This window comes from uncultured Methylobacterium sp., assembly GCF_964244095.1.
Classification (GTDB): domain Bacteria; phylum Pseudomonadota; class Alphaproteobacteria; order Rhizobiales; family Beijerinckiaceae; genus Methylobacterium.
Map to the genome: position 1 here is coordinate 1 of NZ_CAXTHR010000040.1, position 22,632 is coordinate 22,632.

General features: G+C 71.3%; 23 protein-coding genes, 1 tRNA gene and 1 riboswitch. Of the genes, 14 read left to right on the forward strand and 10 right to left on the reverse strand.

The annotated features are described in order from the left end of the window. Nucleotides 1-217: carbamoyl-phosphate synthase domain-containing protein (locus ACFE86_RS08765; protein ID WP_375454944.1), on the reverse strand; the 217-nt coding region annotated here is incomplete at its 3' end. A 190-nt stretch (nt 218-407) separates the two neighbouring features. Between ACFE86_RS08765 and ACFE86_RS08770 the strand changes: the two genes are divergently transcribed. Then, nucleotides 408-869, forward strand: a complete 462-nt coding sequence (locus tag ACFE86_RS08770; protein ID WP_375454945.1) for a GatB/YqeY domain-containing protein — start codon at nt 408-410, stop codon at nt 867-869. Between the two features lie 4 nt (nt 870-873). Here the strand turns inward: ACFE86_RS08770 and ACFE86_RS08775 are convergent, their stop codons facing one another. Then, the gene (locus ACFE86_RS08775; RefSeq protein WP_375454946.1) at nt 874-1,185 is read right to left on the reverse strand and encodes a BrnA antitoxin family protein; all 312 of its coding nucleotides are present in this window, start codon (nt 1,183-1,185) and stop codon (nt 874-876) included. A 112-nt stretch (nt 1,186-1,297) separates the two neighbouring features. On the opposite strand from ACFE86_RS08775, the gene dnaG reads away from it, so the two are divergent. From dnaG to ACFE86_RS08790, 3 genes are all read left to right on the forward strand, one after another. Continuing rightward, the gene (gene dnaG, locus ACFE86_RS08780) at nt 1,298-3,208 is read left to right on the forward strand and encodes a DNA primase (RefSeq protein WP_375454947.1); all 1,911 of its coding nucleotides are present in this window, start codon (nt 1,298-1,300) and stop codon (nt 3,206-3,208) included. Between the two features lie 197 nt (nt 3,209-3,405). Then, a complete protein-coding gene (rpoD, locus tag ACFE86_RS08785; protein WP_375454948.1) occupies nt 3,406-5,400 on the forward strand; it encodes an RNA polymerase sigma factor RpoD in 1,995 nt (664 codons plus the stop codon). Between the two features lie 90 nt (nt 5,401-5,490). Then, nucleotides 5,491-6,750: an adenylate/guanylate cyclase domain-containing protein gene (locus tag ACFE86_RS08790; RefSeq protein WP_375454949.1), complete on the forward strand. Its 1,260-nt coding sequence runs from the start codon at nt 5,491-5,493 to the stop codon at nt 6,748-6,750. A 7-nt stretch (nt 6,751-6,757) separates the two neighbouring features. On the opposite strand, the gene ACFE86_RS08795 is transcribed toward ACFE86_RS08790, so the two are convergent. Then, on the reverse strand, nt 6,758-7,252 hold the full coding sequence (locus tag ACFE86_RS08795) for a TIGR02281 family clan AA aspartic protease (RefSeq protein ID WP_375454950.1): 495 nt from the start codon (nt 7,250-7,252) through the stop codon (nt 6,758-6,760). Between the two features lie 208 nt (nt 7,253-7,460). Further along, a riboswitch (TPP riboswitch) is annotated at nt 7,461-7,591 on the forward strand. A 75-nt stretch (nt 7,592-7,666) separates the two neighbouring features. Between ACFE86_RS08795 and thiO the strand changes: the two genes are divergently transcribed. Genes thiO through ACFE86_RS08815 form a run of 4 tightly spaced genes read left to right on the forward strand, consistent with a single transcriptional unit; the run spans nt 7,667 to nt 10,538 of the window. Then, the gene (gene thiO, locus ACFE86_RS08800) at nt 7,667-8,881 is read left to right on the forward strand and encodes a glycine oxidase ThiO (RefSeq protein WP_375454951.1); all 1,215 of its coding nucleotides are present in this window, start codon (nt 7,667-7,669) and stop codon (nt 8,879-8,881) included. Then, the gene (gene thiS / locus ACFE86_RS08805) at nt 8,878-9,090 is read left to right on the forward strand and encodes a sulfur carrier protein ThiS (protein WP_375454952.1); all 213 of its coding nucleotides are present in this window, start codon (nt 8,878-8,880) and stop codon (nt 9,088-9,090) included. The genes thiO and thiS overlap by 4 nt, the downstream gene beginning before the upstream one ends. Nucleotides 9,091-9,103: 13 nt before the next feature. Continuing rightward, a complete protein-coding gene (locus tag ACFE86_RS08810) occupies nt 9,104-9,910 on the forward strand; it encodes a thiazole synthase (protein ID WP_375454953.1) in 807 nt (268 codons plus the stop codon). Further along, complete coding sequence (locus ACFE86_RS08815; RefSeq protein ID WP_375454954.1) at nt 9,897-10,538, forward strand: thiamine phosphate synthase; 642 nt, start codon at nt 9,897-9,899, stop codon at nt 10,536-10,538. Before ACFE86_RS08810 ends, ACFE86_RS08815 begins: the two co-directional genes overlap by 14 nt. A 102-nt stretch (nt 10,539-10,640) precedes the next feature. Here ACFE86_RS08815 and ACFE86_RS08820 read toward each other — a convergent pair whose 3' ends face one another. The 6 genes from ACFE86_RS08820 to map form a co-directional block, all read right to left on the reverse strand. Further along, entirely contained in the window at nt 10,641-11,390 is a 750-nt protein-coding gene (locus ACFE86_RS08820; RefSeq protein ID WP_375454955.1) for a peptidase, read from the reverse strand. 40 nt (nt 11,391-11,430) lie between these two features. Beyond that, nucleotides 11,431-12,252, reverse strand: a complete 822-nt coding sequence (locus tag ACFE86_RS08825; RefSeq protein WP_375454956.1) for a transglutaminase N-terminal domain-containing protein — start codon at nt 12,250-12,252, stop codon at nt 11,431-11,433. A gap of 131 nt (nt 12,253-12,383) precedes the next feature. Continuing rightward, nucleotides 12,384-13,328, reverse strand: coding sequence for an alpha-E domain-containing protein (locus ACFE86_RS08830; protein WP_375454957.1), 945 nt, complete (start codon nt 13,326-13,328; stop codon nt 12,384-12,386). Nucleotides 13,329-13,412: 84 nt separating this feature from the next. After that, a complete protein-coding gene (locus ACFE86_RS08835; RefSeq protein ID WP_375454958.1) occupies nt 13,413-14,852 on the reverse strand; it encodes a circularly permuted type 2 ATP-grasp protein in 1,440 nt (479 codons plus the stop codon). Nucleotides 14,853-14,963: 111 nt separating this feature from the next. Next, nucleotides 14,964-15,725 (reverse strand): DNA repair protein RadC, encoded by a 762-nt coding sequence (radC, locus tag ACFE86_RS08840; RefSeq protein ID WP_375454959.1) that lies wholly within the window; start codon nt 15,723-15,725, stop codon nt 14,964-14,966. 4 nt (nt 15,726-15,729) lie between these two features. Continuing rightward, nucleotides 15,730-16,560, reverse strand: a complete 831-nt coding sequence (gene map / locus ACFE86_RS08845) for a type I methionyl aminopeptidase (protein WP_375454960.1) — start codon at nt 16,558-16,560, stop codon at nt 15,730-15,732. 239 nt (nt 16,561-16,799) lie between these two features. On the opposite strand from map, the gene ACFE86_RS08850 reads away from it, so the two are divergent. The 3 genes from ACFE86_RS08850 to ACFE86_RS08860 all read left to right on the forward strand — a co-directional run bounded on the left by ACFE86_RS08850 (nt 16,800) and on the right by ACFE86_RS08860 (nt 18,380). Then, on the forward strand, nt 16,800-17,057 hold the full coding sequence (locus ACFE86_RS08850; RefSeq protein WP_375454961.1) for a zinc-finger domain-containing protein: 258 nt from the start codon (nt 16,800-16,802) through the stop codon (nt 17,055-17,057). A gap of 4 nt (nt 17,058-17,061) precedes the next feature. Continuing rightward, complete coding sequence (locus ACFE86_RS08855) at nt 17,062-18,258, forward strand: FAD-dependent monooxygenase (protein ID WP_375454962.1); 1,197 nt, start codon at nt 17,062-17,064, stop codon at nt 18,256-18,258. A gap of 35 nt (nt 18,259-18,293) precedes the next feature. Further along, a tRNA-Leu gene (locus tag ACFE86_RS08860) sits at nt 18,294-18,380 on the forward strand. 61 nt (nt 18,381-18,441) lie between these two features. On the opposite strand, the gene ACFE86_RS08865 is transcribed toward ACFE86_RS08860, so the two are convergent. After that, nucleotides 18,442-18,690, reverse strand: coding sequence for a hypothetical protein (locus ACFE86_RS08865; protein ID WP_375454963.1), 249 nt, complete (start codon nt 18,688-18,690; stop codon nt 18,442-18,444). A gap of 193 nt (nt 18,691-18,883) precedes the next feature. On the opposite strand from ACFE86_RS08865, the gene ACFE86_RS08870 reads away from it, so the two are divergent. From ACFE86_RS08870 to eda, 3 genes are all read left to right on the forward strand, one after another. After that, nucleotides 18,884-19,996 (forward strand): asparaginase, encoded by a 1,113-nt coding sequence (locus tag ACFE86_RS08870; RefSeq protein ID WP_375454964.1) that lies wholly within the window; start codon nt 18,884-18,886, stop codon nt 19,994-19,996. Between the two features lie 110 nt (nt 19,997-20,106). Beyond that, nucleotides 20,107-21,930, forward strand: a complete 1,824-nt coding sequence (gene edd / locus ACFE86_RS08875) for a phosphogluconate dehydratase (RefSeq protein ID WP_375454965.1) — start codon at nt 20,107-20,109, stop codon at nt 21,928-21,930. A gap of 23 nt (nt 21,931-21,953) precedes the next feature. Beyond that, on the forward strand, nt 21,954-22,571 hold the full coding sequence (eda, locus tag ACFE86_RS08880; protein ID WP_375454966.1) for a bifunctional 4-hydroxy-2-oxoglutarate aldolase/2-dehydro-3-deoxy-phosphogluconate aldolase: 618 nt from the start codon (nt 21,954-21,956) through the stop codon (nt 22,569-22,571). Nucleotides 22,572-22,632: the final 61 nt, after the last annotated feature.

Sequence of the window (22,632 nt, forward strand, 5' to 3'; positions counted from 1 at the left end):
TGAAGGTCACGATCTGCCCGGCATAGGAGGGGTCGGTCAGGATCTCCTGGTAGCCGGTCATCGCGGTGTTGAAGCAGACCTCGCCGTCGCTGATCCCGGTCTGGCCGATGCCGAAGCCCTCGAGGATCGTGCCGTCGGCGAGCACCAGCAGCGCGGTCGCGACGGGCTCGGCCCAGGGTTCCGGCGCGGTGCGGGTCTGGGCGCTGTCTTGCAGCATCGGCGTGATCTCGCTTATGTCCGGCCTCGACCGGCGCCGACCGACGGCGCATGCGGGCGGCTAAAGTCCTGTGCGGCGGTCTGACCGAGCGCGGCGACGGGGTCAACGTGGCCCTGCCCGGAACGTGGCTCAACCGCTGCAAGCCGCAGGCCAGCCACCCGTTTCGCACACACTCCAAGGACGAAGACCGATGCTGCGCGCGCGCCTCACCACCGAGATGAAGGAGGCCATGAAGGCCGGCGAGAAGGGAAAGCTTGCCACCGTGCGGATGATCCTCGCGGCGCTCAAGGACAAGGACATCGAGGCCCGCGGTCTCGGGCGCGAGCCGGCCTCCGACGAGGAGATCCTCGCGCTGCTCCAGAAGATGATCAAGCAGCGCATCGAATCGGCCGGCGTCTACGACCAGGCCGGCCGGCCGGAGCTCGCGGCCAACGAGCGCGCCGAGGTCGCGATCATCGAGACGTACCTGCCGCAGCAGATGGATGAGGCCGAGACGGCCGCAGCGATCGAGGCCGCCATCGCGGAGACGAGCGCCGCCGGCCCGAAGGACATGGGCAAGGTCATCGGCGCCCTGAAGGGCAAGTTCGCCGGCCGGATGGACTTCGCCAAGGCGAGCGGGCTGGTGAAGGCGGCGCTGAACGCGAAGGCGTAGACACTCAGGCCTGTCGTACCCGGTTGCGGGCCTCCACGTAGGCGCGCAGCACTGCGTTGATGCGACTCTGATAGCCGTCGCCGCCGCGCTTGAAGTGATCAAGCAGGTCCTGATCCAGCCGGATCGAGATCGCGACCTTGCGCGGCGGGAGCACGGCCTCTCCCGCAGCCCAGTCGAGGTCGAGCGGGCCTGCATCTGGATCGGAGGCGACGCGCGTCGCGATCGCCTCGTCCGTCATCCGATCCAGGGCCTCCCGATCGGTCAGGCCCCGCTGGCGGTCAGCCAGCGAAACGCGCGTGATACTGGTCTTTTTCATGTCCGAACGCCCACGGTCCTGCCCATAATCCACCGGCCGCGGGGGGACTCGGTAACGCTCCCTGCGCTATGGATACCGGTCGCAAGACCGGACCCGGACCCGCCAAAGCCCCGTGCGCTACCCGCCCCACATCCTCGAAGAGATCCGCAACCGGCTCCCCGCCTCCGACGTGGTCGGGCGGCGGGTGAAGCTGAAGAAGGCGGGGCGCGAGTGGCGCGGGCTGTCGCCGTTCAACGCCGAGAAGACGCCGTCGTTCTACGTCAACGACCAGAAGCAGTTCTACCACTGCTTCTCGAGCGGAAAGCACGGCGACGTGTTCACCTTCCTGATGGAGACGGAAGGGCTCAGCTTCCCCGAGGCCGTCGAGCGGCTGGCGGGCGAGGCGGGCGTGAGCTTGCCGGCACCCACCGCCGACACCCGCGAGATGGAGACCAAGCGCCGCGGCGCGATCGAGGTGATGGAACTGGCATCCCTCTGGTTCGAGGAGCGGCTGAAATCGCCGGCGGGCGCTGCGGCGCGCGCCTACCTCGACCGGCGCGAACTGGCGCCCGAGATCCGCGCCCGCTTCCGCCTCGGCTACGCGCCCGCCGACCGCTACGCCCTGCGCGATCATCTCGCGGGCAAGGACGTCGACAAGGACCTGATGGGCGAACTCGGCCTGCTGGTGACGGGGGAGGACATCGCCGTCCCCTACGACCGGTTCCGCGATCGCATCATCTTCCCGATCATGGATGCCCGCGGCCGGGTGATCGCCTTCGGCGGCCGGGCGATGCAGGCCGAGGCCAAGGCGAAATACCTGAACTCGCCGGAAACACCGCTCTTCCACAAGGGGCAGGTGCTCTACAACCTGCATCAGGCGCGCAAACCGGCGCACGATCGCGGCACGATCATCGCGGTGGAGGGCTACGTCGACGTCATCGCGATGACGCTGGCCGGCCACGCCAACACCGTCGCGCCGCTCGGCACCGCGCTCACGGAAGAGCAGCTCGCCCTGCTGTGGCGGCACGCCGACGAGCCGGTCCTGTGCTTCGACGGCGACGGCGCCGGGCAGCGCGCAGCGTTCCGGGCGCTGGACGTGGCGCTGCCGATGCTGGAGCCCGGCCGCTCGCTGCGCTTCGCCCTGCTGCCCGAGGGCCAGGACCCGGACGACCTGCTGCGCGCGGGCGGCGCGGCGGCAATCGAAACGGTGGTGGACGCGGCCAAGCCCCTGGTCGAGGTGCTGTGGAGCCGCGCGCTGGCGACCGGCTCGACCGCGACGCCGGAGCGGCGCGCCGGGCTGGCCAAGACCCTGCGCGCGCTGGTCGCCGGCATCCGCGACGAGACCGTGCGGCGCTACTACCGCGACGAGATCGAGGAGCGCCTGCGCGGCCTCTCGCCGAGGGCGGCGGCCCAGCAGCGCGACGGCTACCGGCCGGGCGCCCGCCAGGCGCCCTACGCGCGAAAGCCGCGGCCCGGCGACCCGCCGCCCTCGCCGCGGCTCACCGCGGGCCCGAGCGCCGGGCTCGCGCGCTCGAACGGGTTTTCCGGCAGCGCCGGATCGCGCGAGGCGATGATCGTGGCAAGCCTCCTCGTCCACCCGGAGCTTCTCGGCCTGGAGGCCGAGGATCTGGCCGACCTCGACCTGGAGGACCCGGATGCCGGCGCGATCCGTTCGCTGCTCCTCGACCGCGCGGCCGATGCCGCGGAGCCGGATGCGCGGGTGATCGAGAACCGGGTGAGCCGCGCCGGCCTCGACGGCGCTGCGGAGCGCCTGGCTGCGCGGGTGCGCCCCGGCGACCGCTGGGCGCTCGACCCCCATGCCGATCCGGCACGGCTGGAGGACGCTTTGCGGCAGGCGGTGATCTTGCACCGCAAGGCCGGCGCGCTAAATAGCGAACTCCGCCAAGCGGAACGCGCGCTTGTCGAGGAGGAAACCGAGGCGAACTTCGCTTGGCTCTGCGACGTGAAGGCGCGCTTGGCGGTGATCGCCGGGGCGGAGGCCGAGGCGGCTCTGCCTGAGACGAACGACCCGGCCGTGCCGTAGGGCCCGCAGGATGGCGGGAATCGGCGCGCCATCGCGGCCATGGTTAACAATCGGTCAAGCGTCTCGCTTGCATACCGGGTTCTGAGGGACGGGGCGGCCGGATCGATTCGGACGCGACCGATGCGTAGTGCGGCGTCGCTGGCGCGGAGCGGCCGAACGGTCCCCGTGTCACGCCGCCTCGAAACAATAGGCTGATCATGGCGACGAAGGCAACGGAACGGGACGAGGCGGACACCGCGCCGCCGGAGCAGGCCGACGGGCCGCTCCTCGACCTGACGGATGCTTCGGTCAAGCGGATGGTGAAGCTCGCCAAGAAGCGCGGCTACATCACCTACGAGGAGGTCAACGAGGTCCTGCCCGACGGGCAGTCCGACCCGGACCAGATCGAGGACGTGCTGTCCCAGCTCTCGGAGATGGGGATCAACGTCGTCGAGGCGGAGGAGACCGACGAGACCGCGGCCGAGAAGCCCGCCAACGGCGAAGCCTCGGAGGACGAGGAGGGCGCCGAGGGCACGGAGGTGGCCGAGGCCGCCCCCGCCCGCGCGGTGGCCGTCGTCACCGCCACCAAGGAGCCGACCGACCGCACCGACGATCCCGTGCGGATGTACCTGCGCGAGATGGGCTCGGTCGAGCTGCTGTCGCGCGAGGGCGAGATCGCCATCGCCAAGCGCATCGAGGCGGGCCGCGAGGCGATGATCGCCGGCCTGTGCGAGAGCCCGCTGACCTTCCAGGCGATCATCATCTGGCGCGACGAACTCGTCGACGGCAAGGTGCTGCTGCGCGACATCATCGATCTCGAGGCGACCTACGCCGGTCCCGATGGCAAGAACCCGCAGATCGCCGAAGCGGCGGCCGAGGGCGACGAGGCCGAGCCGGAAGCGCCGACGCCGCCCGACGGCGACGACGACGACGACATGGAGAACAACGTCTCGCTCGCGGCGATGGAAGCCGAGATCAAGCCACGCGTGCTGGAGACCTTCGACGCGATCGCCAGCAACTACCGCAAGCTGCGCAAGCTCCAGAACGAGGCGACCGCGCGCAAGGCCACGAGCGAGAAGACCACGCCGGTCCAGGAGAAGAAGCAGGCCGAGTTCAAGGACACCGTCGTCACCGACGTGAAGTCGCTGTCGCTCAACAACAACCGCATCGAGGCGCTGGTCGAGCAACTCTACGACATCAACAAGCGGCTCATCAGCCACGAAGGCCGGCTGATGCGCTACGCCGAGAGCCACGGCGTCGCCCGCGACGAGTTCTTGCGTCACTACCAGGGCTGGGAATTGGACCCGGCCTGGATGACCCGCGTCGGCACGCTCGGCGGCAAGGGCTGGAAGAACCTCGTCGAGAAGGGCTCGAAGCAGGTCGCCGACCTGCGCGAGCAGATCCTGACGCTCGCCTCCGAGACTGGCCTGGAGATCGGCGAGTACCGCCGCATCGTCAACATGGTCCAGAAGGGCGAGCGCGAGGCGCGCCAGGCCAAGAAGGAGATGATCGAGGCCAACCTCCGCCTCGTGATCTCGATCGCCAAGAAATACACCAACCGCGGGCTGCAGTTCCTCGACCTGATCCAGGAGGGCAATATCGGCCTGATGAAGGCGGTGGACAAGTTCGAGTACCGCCGCGGCTACAAGTTCTCGACCTACGCCACCTGGTGGATCCGCCAGGCGATCACCCGCTCGATCGCCGACCAGGCGCGCACCATCCGCATCCCGGTGCACATGATCGAGACGATCAACAAGATCGTGCGCACCTCGCGCCAGATGCTGCACGAGATCGGCCGAGAGCCCACGCCTGAGGAACTGGCCGAGAAATTGGCCATGCCTTTGGAGAAGGTGCGCAAGGTCCTGAAGATCGCCAAGGAGCCGATCTCGCTGGAGACGCCCATCGGCGACGAGGAGGACAGCCACCTCGGCGATTTCATCGAGGACAAGAACGTCGTCCTGCCGATCGACGCGGCGATCCAGAGTAACCTGCGCGAGACGACGACGCGGGTGCTGGCCTCGCTCACCCCGCGGGAGGAGCGGGTGCTGCGCATGCGTTTCGGCATCGGCATGAACACCGACCACACCCTGGAGGAGGTCGGCCAGCAGTTCTCGGTCACCCGCGAGCGCATCCGCCAGATCGAGGCGAAGGCGCTGCGCAAGCTCAAGCACCCCTCGCGCAGCCGGAAGCTCAGGAGCTTCCTCGACAACTGACGCTCGGCCGATGGGCAGCCGGCCGCATCGCGCCGCGCTCGACACATCCCCGGTCCGGCCGGGGAGCCGGCTCACAACCACCTTGGCCCTATGCTCGAGCGTCGCCAGCATCCCCCCGCGCCGCCGACCGCCGCAGCCGACGGTTCGGAGGCCGACGCCGTCCCCTTCGGCGCGATGCACGATTGCGTCGCGATCCGCGACTGGCTGCTGAGCGAGGGCGCACGGATTCCGGAGCCCGGCGAACTGCACGCCGCCTTCGCCGAGCGGCTGAACGCGATCGGCGTGCCGGTTGATCGGACCTCGACGGCGATCGATACCCTGCACTCGGAATATTCGGGCATCGGCCGGGTCTGGACCCGCGAGACCGGCACCACCGTGCGCCTGTTCCCGCACGGGGCGGCCTCCGCGAACGCCTACGCCGCGAGCCCGTTCCGGACGGTGCACGAGAGCGCCGCGTGGCTGATCCTCGACCTCGCCGAGACGGCCGACGACGCCTATGCCATCGTCCCCGAACTGAGGACCGCCGGCTACAGCCAGTACGTCGTCGTGCCGCTGTTCTTTACCAACGGCACCTGCAACGGCATCACCTTCGCGACGCGGACGCTGGGCGGCTTTCGCGACGAGGACATCGCGATCCTGCGCTTCATCATGCCGACGCTCGCCGCCGTCATGGAGATGCGGATCGTCGCCAAGCAGCTCGACACGGTGCTGCGCATCTACGTCGGCGACGAGCCGCACCGGGCGATCCTGTCGGGCGACATCCGCCGGGGGCAGGTGCGGCGCATCCGCTCGGCGATCCTGTTTGCGGACATGCGCGACTACACCCGCATCTCCGCGGACATGACGCCCGAGGAGGCGGTCGACCTCCTCAACATCTTCTTCGATTGCCTCGTGCCGCCGATCGAGCGGGAGGGCGGCGAGGTGCTGAAATACCTCGGCGACGGCCTGCTCGCGATCTTCCGCGAGCCCGGCGACGACCTCGGCGGGGCGGCCAAGGGCGCGCTCACCGCGGCCGAGGGCGCGCTCGCGGCGCTGGACGAGGCCAACACCCTGCACCGCTTCGCCGCGCCGATGGCCGCCGGCATCGCGCTCCATCACGGCGAGGCGGCCTACGGCAACGTCGGCTCGGGGACGCGCCTCGACTTCACCGTCATCGGCCGCGACGTGAACCTGGCGAGCCGCATCGCCCGGCTCAACAAGACGCTCGGCGAGCCGCTGCTGATGTCAAAACCCTTCGTCGACTTCCTGTGGGGCGACCCCGTGCCGCTCGGCGAGCACGTCCTCGACGGGTTTGCCGAACCGATGATGGTGTTTCGCCCGCGGCCGACGGCGCACCGGCGCCGAGCCTGAGCCGGCTTCAGCCGCGCAGCGTCATCGTCCCGCCGGCAATGCTGAAGTCGCGCACGCGCTTCAGGAACGACATGCCGAGCAGGTTCGTGCCGAGGCGCCCGCCCGGGACAACGACGGCCTCCACGTCCCGCACCGTGACCGGTCCGATGCGGATCATGCCGACCCGCACGGGGGCGACCCGCATCGGGCCGTTGGCCGTCATCACGACCTGCGTGAAGTCCCGCGGGCCGAGCGTGATGCCGAGCCGGGCGGCGGCTTCCTCGGTGAAGCTGCACGTGGTCGCGCCGGTGTCGACCATCATGCGCAGCGAGCGCCCGTCGACGACCGCGTCCGCGAGGAAGTGGCCGTTCCGGTCGGCGTTGAGCGCGATCGCCGTCGGCGCCGCGGCGGCCGGCGGCGCAGCGGCGGCAGCCTTGGGTGCCGCGCTCCGGATGACGAGCCGGTTGCCGAGCGTTCCCGCCCCGACGCAGCCCGCGACGCACAGCATCAGAACCGTTCGCACGCCACCTCCATTCCGCCGTCGCGGTCCGGCAGGAGGGCGCGGGACCCGTAAACGCTGCGTCGCCGCGTGCTGCCGGTGGCGGCGGACGCGGCGTTTTCGTGCGGACAGGGTTTCCCCTTCATGACGGCCTATCCGCCCATCGCGACGATCGCGCCGGCCGAAGCCGCGCGGCGGGGATTGACCGCACCCGCCGGCCGGCCCACATCAGCCCTGTTCCAGGGAGATCCCCGGCAAGGGGCTGAGAAACCGCTGGCACGTCCGGACACGGATTTGCGGCGCGGAAATCCTTCGAACCTGATCCGGTTCACACCGGCGCAGGGATTGGACCTTGGGCGCCGTCTTCGCGACGCGCGGCCCCGGCTTCCCGAGGGAAGCTTGAGGACCCGGTCTCTGCGACAGCGCGCGGAGCTTCGCTTGGGTCCTCACTCCTCGTCACCCCTCGGATCGCGCCGGACCGGCGGCGAACGGATCGCGGCCGCTTCGCTGCCCGCGCGCGCCGACGTCGCAATCGTCGGCGGCGGGCTCATCGGGCTCGCGATCGCGTGGCGGCTGGCCGAGGCCGGGCGCTCCGTCGTCGTGGTCGAGCGCGGGACGATCGGCTGCGGCGCGAGCCTGGCCGCCACCGGCATGCTCGCCCCTGCCGCCGAGCACGAGCCCGGCTCCGACCCGCTGCTGCCGCTGGCGCTCGACTCGCTCCGCCGCTGGCCGGGGTTCCGCGACGACCTCCAGGCGGCGTCCGGCCTCGACATCGACTACCGCGAGGACGGCACGCTGGTGCTCGCCCTCGGCCGCGACGAGGTCGAGCGCCTGCGCTTCCGCCACGATCTCCAGCGCCGCTCCGGGCTCACCGCCGAATGGATCGCCGGCAGCGAAGTGCGCCGCCGCGAGCCGGCGCTGCGCCCCGCGGTGACGGCCGGCGTGTTCTGCGCCGACGACCATCAGGTCGATCCGCCCCGCGTGATGGCGGCGCTGGTCCGGGCCTGCCGCGGGGCCGGCGTCGTCCTGGTCGAGGACAGCCCGGTGACGGCCCTCGACCGCGCGGCCGGCCGCGTCACCGGCCTGCGCACCGCCGCGGCCGGGCTCGTCGCGGACACCGTGATCCTCGCGGCCGGCGCCTGGAGCGGGGAGGGTGGGCTGCTGCCCCAAAGCCTCGCGCTGCCGGTGCGCCCGCTGAAGGGCCAGTCGCTCGCGCTGAGGACCACGAAGCGCACCGGCACGCTCGCGCACATGGTCTGGACCGAGCAGGTCCACATGGCGCCGAAGGGCGACGGGCACCTCGTCGTCGGGGCGACGGTGGAGGAGCGCGGATTTCAAGCCGGCGTCACCGCCGGCGGGCTCTACGCCCTGCTGGAGGGCGCGCGGCGGGTGCTGCCGGGCATCGAGGAGATGGAGGTCGCGGCCGTGTGGAGCGGCTTCCGCCCGACCTCGGACGACGACGCGCCGATCCTCGGCGAGGTCGCGCCGGGCCTCGCCGTCGCCACCGGCCACCACCGCAACGGCTACCTGCTCGCGCCGGTCACCGCCGACGCCATCGCCGCGCTGGTGACCACGGGCGCGATGCCGGAGGTGGCGCGGGGCTTCGCGCGCGCGCGCTTTTCCGAAGGCCGGGCGCTGAGGGCGTCGGCATGAGGCTGACCGTCAACGGGCAGGCGCGCGACACCGAGGCCGCCGACCTCGCCGCGCTCCTCGCCCGCGAGGCGGAGGAGACCGGCATCGGAAGCCGGGAGGGCATCGCCATCGCGCTCAACGGCCGCGTCGTCCGCCGCCGCGACTGGGAGACCACCCCGATCCGCGACGGCGACCGCGTCGAGATCGTGCGCGCCATGCAGGGAGGCTAGAGGAGGCTAGAGCATGAAACCCGCCGACACCGTCACCCCGCTGCGCCTGGAGGCCGAGGACCCGTTCGTCGTCGCCGGCGTCACCCTGGCCTCGCGCCTGTTCATCGGCACGGCCGGCTACCCGACGCAGGCCATCCTGCGCGACGCGGTGACGGCGTCCGGCGCCGAGGTCGCCACCGCCTCGATCCGCCGGGTCTCGCTCCAGGGCCACGGCTCGGATACCGTGACGATCCTCAAAGGGCGGCGCTTCCTGCCCAACACCGCCGGCTGCGAGACCGCCCGCGACGCGATCATGACCGCCGAGCTCGCCCGCGAGGCGCTCGATACCGCCTGGATCAAGGTCGAGGTGATCGGCGACCGCGAGACGCTCTATCCGGACGTGGCCGAGCTGATCGAGGCCTGCCGCCACCTCGTCGACGACGGCTTCGTGGTGCTGCCCTATTGCAACGACGATCCGATCGTCTGCCAGCGGCTCGCCGACATCGGCTGCGCCGCGGTGATGCCGATGGGCTCGCTGATCGGCTCGGGCATGGGGATCGCCAACCCGGCCAACCTCGAACTGATCTGCCGCCGGATGACGATTCCGGTGATCGTCGATGCCGGCATCGGCACGGCGTCGGATGCGGTGATCGCGATGGAACTCGGGGCGGATGCCTGCCTCGTCAACACCGCGGTCGCCAAGGCCGACGACCCGGTGCGGATGGCCCGCGCGATGCGCTTTGCCGTGCAGGCCGGCCGCGACGCACATCTGGCCGGCCGCATCCCGCGCCGCGGCCGGGCCGAGCCGTCGAGCCCGCAGCTCGGCCTTGTCGGGTCGTAGGCTGCCGTCGCCGCTGCTCGCGGTGAGCGACCGGCACGGGCCGAGGCCGCTCGTCGAGACCGTGCAGGCGTGGCTCGCCGGCGGCTGCCGCTGGGTGTGGTTGCGCGACCGCGACCTGCCGACCGACGAGCGCCGCCGCCTCGCCGAGGCCGTCCGCGCCGCCGTCCACGCCGCCGGCGGCACGCTCAGCGTCGGCGGCGACGCGGAGCTGGCGGCCGAACTCGGCGCCGGCGGCGTCCATCTCGGCGGCCATGCTCGTCCCGAGGCGATCGCCGCCGCCCGGAGCCGGCTCGGCGCAGGGGCCTGGATCGGCGTCTCCGCGCATTCCGTGCGGGACGTCGAGACGGCGGCCTCGGCCGGCGCGGATTACGCGACCCTCAGCCCGGTCTTCGAGACCGCGAGCAAGCCCGGCTACGGCCCGGCCCTCGGGCTGTCCGCGATCCGGGCGGCGTCGCGCGTCGGCCTTCCCGTCGTCGCGCTCGGCGGCGTGACACCGGAGGCCACGGCTGCCTGCCGCGAAGCGGGGGCCGCCGGGATCGCGGTCATGGGCCGGCTGACGCGGCCGGCCGACCCGATCGCCGAGACGCAACGCTATCTCCGGTCCTGGGACGGTCCGACGCCGTCCTGAGTCCCGGCGGTCCGGTCGCCGACGGATCGCGGGCACCGCTCGGGTATCCAAGGTGCGCCGACCCGGCGCGGCGCTTCGATCCGAGACGTGATCGGAAGACGCCTATTGCGCCGCCGGCCCGTAGGGCGGCCGCGGGATCGCCCGATGCGCGGCGCGCAGGGCCGCCGACCAGCGTTCGCGCAGGTCGTGGAAGTAGCCCTCGCCGGCCTCGATGCGGTGGTTCACCTCCAGGTCGAGGGCGTCGCGGCGGGCGAGCGCGATGTCGATCGGCAGGCCGACGCCGAGGTTCGAGCGCATCGTCGAGTCCATCGAGACGAGGCCCACCTTCAGCGCGTCGTAGAGGTCGGTCTCGAACTTCACGGCGCGGTCGAGGATCGGCTTGCCGTACTTGTGCTCGCCGATCTGCAGGAACGGCGCATCGGTGCTGCACTCGATGAAGTTGCCGGCCGAATAGATCAGGAACAGCCGCATCGGCTCCGTGCCGATCTGGCCGCCGAACAGCAGCGAGACCGAGAAGCGCAGGCCCGCCGCCTCGAACCCGGCCTTCTCGATGGTGCGCACCCGGCGGATCGCCCGGCCGACGAGCTGGGCCGCCTCGAACATCGTCGTGGTCTCGGTCAGCTTCAGCTTCGGCTCACCGTCGTCGCCCGAGACGCCCTCGGTGAGCAGGCTCAGGACCGATTGCGTCACCGAGAGGTTGCCGGCCGAGGCGAGCATCATCACCCGCTCGCCCGGCACGTTGAAATGGTGGAGCTTGCGGTACGTCGAGATGTCGTCGAGCCCCGCATTGGTGCGGGTGTCGGCGATCATCACGAGGCCGTCTTCGAGGAGGAGGCCGACGCAGTAGGTCATGAGGGAAGCTTTTCGGACGGATCGGGCGGGGCGTTCACGATTACGGTGCGGCCTGGGCTTGCTCCACCCGGAGCCGCACGTCCAGCGTTTCGGTGCCGCCGCCGGTGCGGCTGCCGCGGATCGGGGCCGCGCCGAGGTAGTCGAGGCCGGATGCGATGCGGATATAGGCCTCCGTCGTCGCCTCCCCGGTCGCCGGATCGAAGCCGACCCAGCCGAGGTCCGGCACCAGCGCCTCGGCCCAGCCGTGCGGCGTCTCCTGCTCCCCGGCGGCGGCCTCGGAGCGGAAGTAGCCGGAGACGTAGCGCGCCGGGATCGCGATGTGGCGGGCTGCCGCGATGAAGACGTGCGCGAGGTCCTGGCACACGCCGCTGCCCGCAGCGAACGCCTTCGGCGCCGGCACGGCGGCGCTGGCCGGGCCCGGCGTGAAGGCGACGTGGTCGTGGACCGCCGCCATCAGCCGGTGGAGGCAGGGGAGCGGCGCCGGGTCGTCCGCGGCGGCGATGCCCTCGGCGAAGGCCCGGATCTCGGGGCTCGCCGCGGCCAGCGCGCTCTCGCGCAGGTAGAACGGATCGGGCAGGCGCTCCACGGCACCGCGGACGATGCCGTGGGTCTCGTGGGTGTCGACCTCGCCGGTGACGCGGATCACCAGGGCGTCCGCGGCCCGGTCCGGCGTGAACCAGTGCACGATGTTGCCGAAGCCGTCCTCGCGCTCGGTGAGCCGCCCGTCGACGGACGGCTCGATCCGCCAGCGCCGGACGTACTGTCCGTCATGGTCGCGCGGCGTCATGCGCAGCACCTGGATCAGGCCGCGCGCCGGCTGCTCGTAGCTGTAGAGGGTCTCGTGGACCACGCGGATGCGCATGCTTCGTGTCTGCCCGTCGTGTCTGCCCGGTCCTCACGGCGCGCCGCGAACATCCCGCTTCCTACACCCCGTTCCCGCCGCGCGTGCAACGGCCGCGTGCGGGCTCGCGTGATTCGGCCCGGGGTGCGGACTCAGCCGAGGTACTGCTCGGCGATGGCCGCGCCGACCTTGTTGTTCTCGCCGATGAAGCCGATCACGAATTCGTGGAGCCCCGCGGTGAAGACGCGGTTGATGTCCTCGCTCTCCAACCGCGCCAGCAGGTTGCTGGCGAGCCGCTGGCTCGGCCCGCGCCGCCCGTAGGCGTCGGCGATCAGGTCGAGATGCTCGACCAGCACGCCGTAGCAGTTGGCAAACGAGCGCGGCATCTGCCGGTTGAGAATCAGCAGGTCGGCCACCAGCAGCGGCTTGACGCTCTCGCGGTAGACCCAGTGGTAGGCGTTGAAGGCCGAGACCTCGCGCAGGATCGTGGTCCACTGGAAGTAGTCGAGGCTGCCGCCGACCTTCTCCGAGGCGGGCAGGAGGATCTTGTACTTCACGTCGAGGATGCGGGCGGTGTTGTCGGCCCGCTCGATGCCCGTGCCGAGCCGGGTGAACCAGTAGGTGTCGTTGCGCAGCATCGTGCGGTAGGCCGAGCCGTCGAAGGTCAGCGAGATGCCCTTCACCCAGTCGAGGAAGCGCGTGAACGCATCGCGGTCGAGGTCCTTCTTCTCGTAGGTGCGCAGTTCCAGCCACGCGCCGTTGATCGTGTCCCACATCTCGGTGGTGAGCGCCGTGCGCACGCTGCGGGCGTTCTCGCGGGCGCTCTCGATGCAGGAGCGGATCGAGGACGGGTTGTGCGCGCTGAAGGCGAGGAAGTCGCAGACCGTGGCGGCGTTGACGCCGTCGTAATGCGGCTTGAACACCTCCGGGTCGCCGGCCGAGGCCAGGGCCGAGGCCCATTCGTTGGTCTCGCCGCCGCCGTAGCTCGTCGGGAGCGAGGCGAGCCGGTGGGCGGCGTCGAGGATGCGCGCCACGAACTCGGCACGCTCGACGTAGCGCGAGAGCCAGTAGAGGTTGTCGGCGGTCCTGGAGAGCATGGTTTCTTCGCTGGGGTCTGTCCGGCCTCGGCCCGGAGGCTCCGGCCGCGTCGCGGGTCTCGGTGGCGGAAGCGCGGTCCGCCCTCAGGCGTCGAGCACCCAGGTGTCCTTCGTGCCGCCGCCCTGGCTGGAATTCACCACCAGCGATCCCTCCTTCAGCGCGACGCGGGTCAGGCCGCCGGGCACGATGCGGATCTCGTCGGCGCCGCACAGCACGAACGGGCGCAGGTCCACGTGGCGCGGCGCGACGCCGGACGCCACGAAGGTCGGGCAGGTCGAGAGCGAGAGCGTCGGCTGGGCGATGAAGCCGTCCGGCGCGTGGCGCAGGCGCTTGGCGAAGTCGTCGATCTCGCGCTTGCTCGCGTGCGGGCCGACGAGCATGCCGTAGCCGCCCGAGCCGTTGACCTCCTTCACCACGAGGTCGGCGAGGTTGTCCATCACGTAGGCGAACCCCTCCTTCTCGCGGCAGCGATAGGTCGGCACGTTGTGCAGGATCGGCTCCTCGCCGGTGAAGAACCGCACGATCTCCGGCATATAGCTGTAGACCGCCTTGTCGTCGGCGACGCCGGTGCCGACGGCGTTGGCCAGCGTCACGGTCCCGCGCTCGTAGGCGTTCATGATGCCCGGCACGCCGAGCATCGAGTCGGGGCGGAACACCAGAGGATCGAGGAACTCGTCGTCGAGGCGGCGGTAGATCACGTCGACCCGGCGCGGCCCCTCGGTGGTGCGCATGTACACCACGTCGTCCTTGGTGAAGAGGTCGCCGGCCTCGACGAGTTCGACGCCGAGCTTGTCGGCCAGGAACGAGTGCTCGTAGAAGGCCGAGTTGTAGCGCCCCGGCGTCAGCAGCACGACGGTCGGGTCGCGGGTGGCGGTGGTGGGCGCGAGGCTGCGCAAGGTCGCCAGCAGCGCGTCGGGATAGTTCTCCACCGGCGCGACGCGGTGGCGGGAGAACAGGTCCGGGAACAGCCGCAGCATCACCTCCCGGTTCTCCAGCATGTACGAGACACCGGACGGGATGCGGGCGTTGTCCTCCAGCACGAAGAAGTCGTTCTCGCCGGTGCGGACGATGTCGATCCCGGCGATGTGCACGTAGAGGTCGTGCGGCACCCGGAACGCGCGCATCTCCATGCGGTAATGGGCGTTCTTGTAGACGAGGTCGGCCGGGATGATGCCGGCCCTGATGCAGTCCTGCGCGCCGTAGATGTCCTTGAGGAACATGTTGATCGCGGTGACGCGCTGCTTCAGCCCGCGCTCCAGGAAGCTCCATTCCGGCTTGGTGATCACCCGCGGGATGATGTCGAACGGAATGAGCCGCTCGGTCGACTCGTTGTCGCCGTAGACCGCGAAGGTGATGCCGATGCGCCGGAACAGCAGTTCGGCCTGGCTGCGGCGGGTGTTGAAATGGTCGGCGGGCGTCGTGTCGAGCCAGGTCTTGAGCTGACCGTAAGCCTCGCGGACGTCGGCCGCGCTCGTCGCCGCGCCCCCGAACGCGGTCATCTCGTCGAAGGCCACGGCCGCCATTCGGTCACTCCCAGATGCGTCGCGCCAGCCCCGATGCGTCACGCTAGAGGCAAGAGGTGCGCCACGCAAAGGGAATACGGCCCCCGCGCGGGCGCGTTCCGAAGCCCCGCGTCAGATCAGTTTCAGGCCCTTCAGGCTCGCATGCCCGGAGCGGCCGAGGATGACGTGGTCGTGGACGACGATCTTCAGCGGTTCGAGCACCGCGACCACGGCGCGCGTCATCGTCACGTCGGCGGCCGAGGGCGCCGGATCGCCCGAGGGGTGGTTGTGGGCGAGGATGATCGCGGTGGCCGAGAGTTCGAGCGAGCGGCGCGCCACCTCGCGCGGATAGACCGGCGTGTGATCGACGGTGCCGCGGCCCTGCACCTCGTCGGCGATGAGGTGGTTGCGCTTGTCGAGGAACAGCACGCGAAATTCCTCGCGGGGCGAGAACGCCATCGTCGCGCGCAGGTACTCGATCAGCGCGCTCCAGGACGAGAGCAGCTCGCGTTGCGCGATGGCGCCCCGCGCGAGCCGGCGCCCCGCGGCCTCCATCAGCTTGAGGTCGGCGACCACGCCCGCGCTCACGCCCTCGACCTCGGCAAGCCGCGCCGGCTCGGCGCTGAGCACCTCGGCAAAGCTCCCGAAGCGGCGGATCAGCGCCTTGGCGAGCGGCTTCACGTCCCGGCGCGGAATCGCGCGGAAGAGGGCGAGTTCGAGCAGTTCGTAGTCGGGAAGCGCGTCGGCGCCGTGCCTGGCGAAGCGTTCGCGCAACCGGTCGCGGTGGCCGAGATAATGCGGCGCGTCCTCGGGCTTCTGCTCGGGTTTTTGCGCGACGGCGGCGCGCTCGGAAAAAAGCCCGCCCTCCGCATCGTCGCCCGGCCGCGGCGCCACGGTCTCAGACGCCCGGATTGGCGGGCTGGTGCAGCCCCTTCGGCGACAGCGTGAAGACCTCGACGCCGGTCTCGGTCACCGCCACCGTGTGCTCGAACTGCGCCGAGAGCGAGCGGTCGCGCGTCACCGCGGTCCAGCCGTCGGAGAGCACCTTCACCGCCGGGCGCCCGAGATTGATCATCGGCTCGATCGTGAAGAACTGCCCGGGCCTGAGCGGCACGTCGTAGCTCGCCTCGACGTAGTGCAGGATGGTGGGCGCGTCGTGATAGCTGCGCCCGAGCCCGTGGCCGCAGAAGTCGCGCACCACCGAGCAACGCTCGGCTTCGGCGAAGTCCTGGATCGCGCGGCCGATGTCGTTGGTCGAGCCGCCGGGCTTGACCGCGGCGACACCGCGCATCAGCGCCTCGTAGGTGATCTCACACAAGCGCGCGGCCCGGCGCGGCACCTCGCCGACGAAGGCCATCCGGCTCGAATCGCCGTGCCAGCCGTCGAGGATCAGGCACATGTCGAGGTTGACGATGTCGCCCTCGCGCAGCGGCTTGTCGTTGGGGATGCCGTGGCAGACGACGTGGTTGATCGAGGTGCAGATCGATTTCGGGTAGCCGCGGTAGAGCAGCGAGGCCGGGTAGGCGCCGTTGTCCAGGGCGAATTCGTAGGCGAGCCGGTCGAGCGCCTCGGTCGTCACGCCGGGCTGGGTCGCCGCCATCAGGACGTCGAGGCCCTCCGCCGTCAGGCGCCCGGCCCGGCGCATGCCCGCAAACCCTTCCGGGCCGTGGATCGGCGGCTCGGGCGCGCGGCGCGCGGCCTGCGCGCCCGTCTGGTCCTGTCGGTTCATCGAGGCTTGCCGGTTCATCGAGGACCGTGTCCGCAGCGGCCGTCCGTCCGCGACCGCCTATGTACGGCGCGGGCGCGGACGCGCCAAGCCGTCGCTTCAAGCCGTCGCCTGCGCGACGCAAGCCTTGCGCGCGAGCCCGAGGCTTGTGTGGCCGCGAGGCTTGCGCCCGGCGGAGGCGCGGCGGCATAAGCGGTCGCGAACGGTCCGCCGCGGCGGGGCCGGCAGCACAGGACGGCGCGATGGCTGACAGGGCGGTACCGCACTTCCACAACGACCTCGGCGTCGCAATCATCCATGTCGGCTCGCGGGAGTTCATGTGCATCGGCGCGCTGCCGCCGTTCGACCACCCGCACGTCTTCCTCGACATGGGCGCCGACCACGAGATCATCTGCCAGTACTGCTCGACGCTCTATCGCCACCGGGCCGACCTGAAGGCCGGCCACGCCGATCCGGCGGCGTGCGTCTGGGACGACCGCACCAAGGCGGCGGCCGAATAAGGCCGTGCCTCGAGAACAGCCGCCGCTCAACGTCGCCGTCGTCGGGGCCGGGATCGGCGGGTTGACCGCGGCGCTGGCGCTCGGCGCGGCCGGCCATTCGGTCACGGTCGTCGAGCGGCGCACGGGCTTCAGCGAAGTCGGCGCCGGGCTCCAGATCTCGCCGAACGCCAGCCGGGTGCTGGCCGGCCTCGGCCTCGCGGCGGCGCTCCGGCGCGCCGCCTCCGAGCCGCCGGGCGTCACGGTGCGGGCGCTCGGCTCCGGGCGCCGGATCGGCGCGGTCGCCCTGGGCGGCCGGGCCCGCGAACGCTTCGGCGCGCCCTACTACGTCATCCACCGGGCCGACCTGCAGACGCTGCTGCTCGATGCGGTCCGCGCCCGCCCCGGCATCCGCCTGATGGTGGGCCGCGCCGTCACCGGCCTCACCGAGACCGCGGACGCCGTCACCCTCGCCCTGGAGAGCGGCAACGGCGCCCGCGGCGACAGCCTGTCAGCGGACCTCGTCCTCGGGGCGGACGGCCTGCGCTCGCGCATCCGCGGCCATCTCGACCCGCGTCCGCTCGCGAGCGCCGGGATGGCGGCGTGGCGGGCGATCGTCCCGCGCGAGGCGGTTCCCGAGGATCTGGCGGGCGAGGCCACCGGCCTCTGGCTCGGGCGCGGGCGCCACGTGGTCCACTACCCGATCCACGGCGGGCGCGACCTCAACGTCGTCGCGATCGTTCCCGAACGCCAGGGCGACGAGGATTGGGGACGGCTCGGCGAGCCCGCGGTTCTGCGCGCCCATTTTCGCGACAGCGCCCCGGCTCTGGTCGAACTCCTGAGCCTGCCCGATTCGTGGCTGGTGTGGTCGCTCGCCGCGCGCCCGGTGGCGCGCCCGATCGCGCGGGGCCGCGTCGCGCTGATCGGCGACGCCGCCCATCCGGTGCTGCCGTTCCTGGCGCAGGGTGCGGCGCTGGCGATCGAGGATTGCGCGGTGCTCGCCCGCTGCCTCGCCGACCGCCCCGTCCTGGACGCGCTCGCGGCCTATGCCGGGTTGCGGAAGCGCCGCGTCCGGCGGGTGCAACGCGCCGCCCGCGCCAACGGCCGCACCTACCACGCCGGCGGCCTCACGGCCTTCGTCCGCGACGCGGTGATGGCCCGCCTCGGCCCCGACGGCATGCGCGAGCGTTACGCGTGGCTCTACGGCTGGACGCCCGACGCTTGATCTGCGCCGCCCCCGCGGCTACCGCTCTCGCTCGGGCGGACGTGGCGGAACCGGTAGACGCACGAGACTTAAAATCTTGCGGCCGCAAGGCCGTGCGGGTTCGAGTCCCGCCGTCCGCACCAGGATGCCGGTCGATGCTCCGGGTCCGGCGTCGCGCTCCCGGCGGCGACGTCCGGGGCGCGCTCAGGCGATCCTGACGCTCGTCAGGGCGTCGGCTGCCCGCCGAACCTCGGCGGCGATCAGCTCCTCGCTGCGCCCGTCGATCGGCAGGTCCGCCAGGAGCACCGCGACGTCGCGCTTGACGTCCTCGCGCACCTCCGGGTCCTCCTCCGACAGGCGCCCGATCAGCACGCCCATCACGATCTCCATCGCCACCATCTTCGCGTAGAGGCGCGACACGGTATCGAGCGGCTCATCGTCGTGTTCCGTCATGGTCCTTTGTCCATCGTTTCGTTCGGCGGGTCCGCAGCGAACGTGTACACGACCATCGGGCTCCGTCCGCGCTCACGGCCGGGCACGGCTTCTTTCTTGCCTTGGCCAGAGTCCTTGAGCCTTGGCCAGAGTTCTTGCCTCACCCGCCGGTCGGCCTACCATGAAGCCGCCGCGCGCCCACGGAGGATTGTCCATGCGTCCTGTCAGATCCAGCCGGCGCGCCGCGCTCGCGGCCCTTCTCCTAGTGGGCCTGCCGCTCTCCGGCGGCCCCGCCCCGGCGCGCGAGATGTCCGATGCCGCGGTCGAGGCGCGGGTCGGCAAGCCGAACGTCGTGGTCCTGGCGACCGGCGGCACCATCGCGGGGGCCGGCGCGGATGCCGCCAACAGCGCGACCTACAAGGCGGCCAAGGTCGGCGTCGAGCAATTGATCGCCGCGGTGCCGCAGATGTCGGCGATCGCCAACGTCCGCGGCGAGCAGGTCTTCCAGATCGCATCGGAGAGCTTCACCGACGCGCAACTCGTCCAGCTCGCCAAGCGCGTGTCGCAACTCGCGAAGCAGGACGACGTCGACGGCGTGGTGATCACCCACGGCACCGACACCCTGGAGGAGACCGCGCTGTTCCTGAACCTCGTCGTGAGGACCGACAAGCCCATCGTTGTCGTCGGTTCGATGCGCCCCTCCACCGCGATCTCGGCCGACGGCGCGCTGAACCTCCTCGACGCGGTCGCCGTCGCGGCGAGCCGGGACGCGGTCGGCAAGGGCGTGATGGTCACGATGAACGACCAGATCCAGTCCGGCCGCGACGCGACCAAGCGCACGAACATCGTGCCGAGCGCCTTCTTCAGCCAGTGGGGCTCGCTCGGCATGGTGGTCGAGGGCAAGGCCTACTTCTTCCGGACGCTGGACAAGCGCCACGGCAAGAGCTCCGAGTTCGACATCGACACCATCGACAGCCTGCCGCTGGTCGCCATCGTCTACGGCTCGGGCAACATGTTCCCCGGCGCCTACAAGGCCGCGGTCGATGCCGGCGCCAAGGCGATCGTCAACGCCGGCACCGGCAACGGCTCGGTGCCCGGCTACCTCGTCGACACGTTGAAGGACATCCGCGCCAAGGGCACGCTCGTCATCCGCTCGTCGCGGGTCCCGGACGGCCTCGTGCTGCGCAACGCCGAGCAGCCCGACGACACCTACGATTGGGTCGTCGCCCACGACCTTAACCCGCAGAAGGCCAAGATCCTGGCCGCGGTGGCACTGACCAGGACGAGCGACACCAAGGCGTTGCAGCGGATCTTCTGGGAATACTGAGCCCGGCCCGTCCGGCGGCACCCGTGGGCGCTACGACGAGGACGGACCTCCATCGGGGGCGGGCGCGCCGGCCTTGACGCGCGCCGCCCGGTGCGGCGAGAGGGCATGCGATGAGACAGATGCATCCGGTGGTCGCGGCGGTGACGGCCCGCGTGGTCGAGCGGTCGCGCGCGACGCGGACGGCCTACCTCGCCCTGATCGCGCGGGAGCGCGACGGCGGCGTGCACCGCCCGACGCTGGCCTGCGGCAACCTCGCCCACGGGTTTGCGGCCTCCGGCGAGGACAAGGCGGCGATCCGCGCCGGCCGGACCATGAACGTCGGCATCGTCACCGCCTACAACGACATGCTGTCGGCGCATCAGCCCTATGGGCGCTACCCCGAGCAGATCAAGCTGTTCGCCCGCGAAGTCGGCGCCACCGCGCAGGTCGCGGGCGGCACGCCGGCGATGTGCGACGGCGTCACGCAAGGGCAGCGCGGCATGGAGCTGTCGCTGTTCTCGCGCGATACGATCGCGCTCTCGACGGCGGTGGCCCTGAGCCACGGCATGTTCGACGGGGCGGCGCTGCTCGGCATCTGCGACAAGATCGTGCCGGGCCTCCTGATCGGCGCGCTGCGCTTCGGCCACCTGCCGACGATCCTGATCCCGGCCGGCCCGATGCCCTCGGGCATCGCCAACAAGGAGAAGCAGCGCATCCGCCAGCTCTACGCCGAGGGCAAGGTCGGGCGCGAGGAGCTGCTGGAATCCGAGTCCGCCTCCTACCACGGGGCCGGCACCTGCACCTTCTACGGCACCGCCAACTCCAACCAGATGATGATGGACGTGATGGGCCTGCACATGCCCGGCGCCTCGTTCATCAATCCCGGCACCAAGCTACGGCAGGCGGTGACGCGCGCCGCGATCCACCGGCTCACCGAGATCGGAGCGTCCGGCAACGACTACCGGCCGCTCGGCCGCTGCGTCGACGAGAAGGCGATCGTCAACGCCGTCGTCGGCCTGCTCGCCACGGGCGGGTCGACCAACCACGCGATCCACCTGCCGGCGATGGCGCGCGCCGCCGGGATCGCGCTCGACTGGGAGGATTTCGACAGGCTCTCGGCGGTCGTGCCGCTGATCGCCCGCGTCTACCCGAACGGCTCGGGCGACGTGAACCAGTTCCACGCCGCCGGGGGCATGAGCTTCGTCATGGCGAGCCTGATCGATGCGGGCCTGCTGCACGACGACATCCTGACCGTCTCCGGCGGGCGTCTGCGCGACCATGCCCGCGATCCGAAGCTGTCGGGCGACGACCTCGTCTTCGCGGATGCGGTCGCCGACAGCCTCGACGACACGATGCTGCGGAAGCCCGCCGCGCCGTTCCAGGCCGATGGCGGCATGCGCCTCGTGACGGGCAACCTCGGCCGCGCCACGTTCAAGACCAGCGCCGTCGAGGAGCATCGCCGCACGATCCAGGCGCCGGCCCGGGTGTTCGACGATCAGGACGACGTGCTCAAGGCCTTCGCGGCGGGCGAACTCGAGCGGGACGTGGTCGTCGTGGTGCGCTTCCAGGGCCCGCGCGCCAACGGGATGCCGGAACTGCACAAGCTGACGCCGCAGCTCGGCGTGCTGCAGGACCGCGGCCACAAGGTCGCGCTGGTCACCGACGGGCGGATGTCGGGGGCGTCGGGCAAGGTGCCGGCGGCGATCCATCTCAGCCCCGAGGCGCTGGGCGGCGGCCCGATCGCCAGGATTCGCGACGGCGACATTGTTCGCCTGAGCGCCGAGGAGGGGCTGCTTCAGGTGCTCGTGGACGATGCCGAACTCGCCGCCCGCGCGGAGGCGGTGCCGCCCCTGCCCGCATCCGGCACCGGGCGCGAGCTGTTCGCTTTCATGCGCAACGGTGCCGACGGGGCGGAGCAGGGCGCGTCCGCCATGCTCTCCGCCGCCGGCCTCTGACGGCCTCGGGAAAGGACCATGCGATGACCGGCATCGACGCCCTGATGCGCTCCGTCCCCGTGATTCCCGTCCTGGTGATCGAGGAGGCCGAGCATGCCGAGCCGATCGCACGCGCCCTGGTCGCTGGCGGCCTGACGGCGCTGGAGGTCACCCTGCGCACGCCCGCGGCGCTCGACGTGATCCGCGCCATGGCGCGCGTCGAGGGCGCCGTGGTCGGGGCGGGTACGGTGCTGAACGCCCGCGACCTCGACGCAGCGATCGCGGCGGGCGCCCGCTTCATCGTCAGCCCGGGCCTGACGGCGCCGCTGACCGAGGCCGCGCTCGCGCGGGGCATCCCCTACCTGCCGGGCGTGGCGAACGCCGCCGACATCATGCGCGGGCTCGACCACGGCCTCGACCGGTTCAAGTTCTTCCCCGCCGAGGCCTCGGGCGGGATCAAGGCGTTGAAGGCGCTCGCCGCGCCGTTCGGCCAAGTCCGGTTCTGCCCGACCGGCGGCATCTCCGAGACCACCGCTCCGGATTGGCTGGCGATCGAGGCGGTGCTCTGCGTCGGCGGAAGCTGGGTGGTGAGGCCCGGCCCGCCGGACGTCGCCGCGATCCGAAGGGCGGCCGAGGCGGCCTGCGCCCTACGGACGGGCTGAAAACGCGAAGCCCGCCGCGGCGGATGCCGGGCGGGCTGGTTTTCGAGTCAGACCGGCGGAT

Bases quoted from the DNA above. Each gene is read 5' to 3' on its own strand.
- ACFE86_RS08770 (WP_375454945.1), top strand. From the start codon at position 408: ATGCTGCGCGCGCGCCTCACCACCGAGATGAAGGAGGCCATGAAGGCC.
- ACFE86_RS08775 (WP_375454946.1), bottom strand. From the start codon at position 1,185: ATGAAAAAGACCAGTATCACGCGCGTTTCGCTGGCTGACCGCCAGCGG.
- rpoD (WP_375454948.1), top strand. From the start codon at position 3,406: ATGGCGACGAAGGCAACGGAACGGGACGAGGCGGACACCGCGCCGCCG.
- ACFE86_RS08790 (WP_375454949.1), top strand. From the start codon at position 5,491: ATGCTCGAGCGTCGCCAGCATCCCCCCGCGCCGCCGACCGCCGCAGCC.
- thiS (WP_375454952.1), top strand. From the start codon at position 8,878: ATGAGGCTGACCGTCAACGGGCAGGCGCGCGACACCGAGGCCGCCGAC.
- ACFE86_RS08810 (WP_375454953.1), top strand. From the start codon at position 9,104: ATGAAACCCGCCGACACCGTCACCCCGCTGCGCCTGGAGGCCGAGGAC.
- ACFE86_RS08820 (WP_375454955.1), bottom strand. From the start codon at position 11,390: ATGACCTACTGCGTCGGCCTCCTCCTCGAAGACGGCCTCGTGATGATC.
- ACFE86_RS08825 (WP_375454956.1), bottom strand. From the start codon at position 12,252: ATGCGCATCCGCGTGGTCCACGAGACCCTCTACAGCTACGAGCAGCCG.
- ACFE86_RS08830 (WP_375454957.1), bottom strand. From the start codon at position 13,328: ATGCTCTCCAGGACCGCCGACAACCTCTACTGGCTCTCGCGCTACGTC.
- ACFE86_RS08835 (WP_375454958.1), bottom strand. From the start codon at position 14,852: ATGGCGGCCGTGGCCTTCGACGAGATGACCGCGTTCGGGGGCGCGGCG.
- map (WP_375454960.1), bottom strand. From the start codon at position 16,560: ATGAACCGACAGGACCAGACGGGCGCGCAGGCCGCGCGCCGCGCGCCC.
- ACFE86_RS08850 (WP_375454961.1), top strand. From the start codon at position 16,800: ATGGCTGACAGGGCGGTACCGCACTTCCACAACGACCTCGGCGTCGCA.
- ACFE86_RS08865 (WP_375454963.1), bottom strand. From the start codon at position 18,690: ATGACGGAACACGACGATGAGCCGCTCGATACCGTGTCGCGCCTCTAC.
- ACFE86_RS08870 (WP_375454964.1), top strand. From the start codon at position 18,884: ATGCGTCCTGTCAGATCCAGCCGGCGCGCCGCGCTCGCGGCCCTTCTC.
- edd (WP_375454965.1), top strand. From the start codon at position 20,107: ATGAGACAGATGCATCCGGTGGTCGCGGCGGTGACGGCCCGCGTGGTC.
- eda (WP_375454966.1), top strand. From the start codon at position 21,954: ATGACCGGCATCGACGCCCTGATGCGCTCCGTCCCCGTGATTCCCGTC.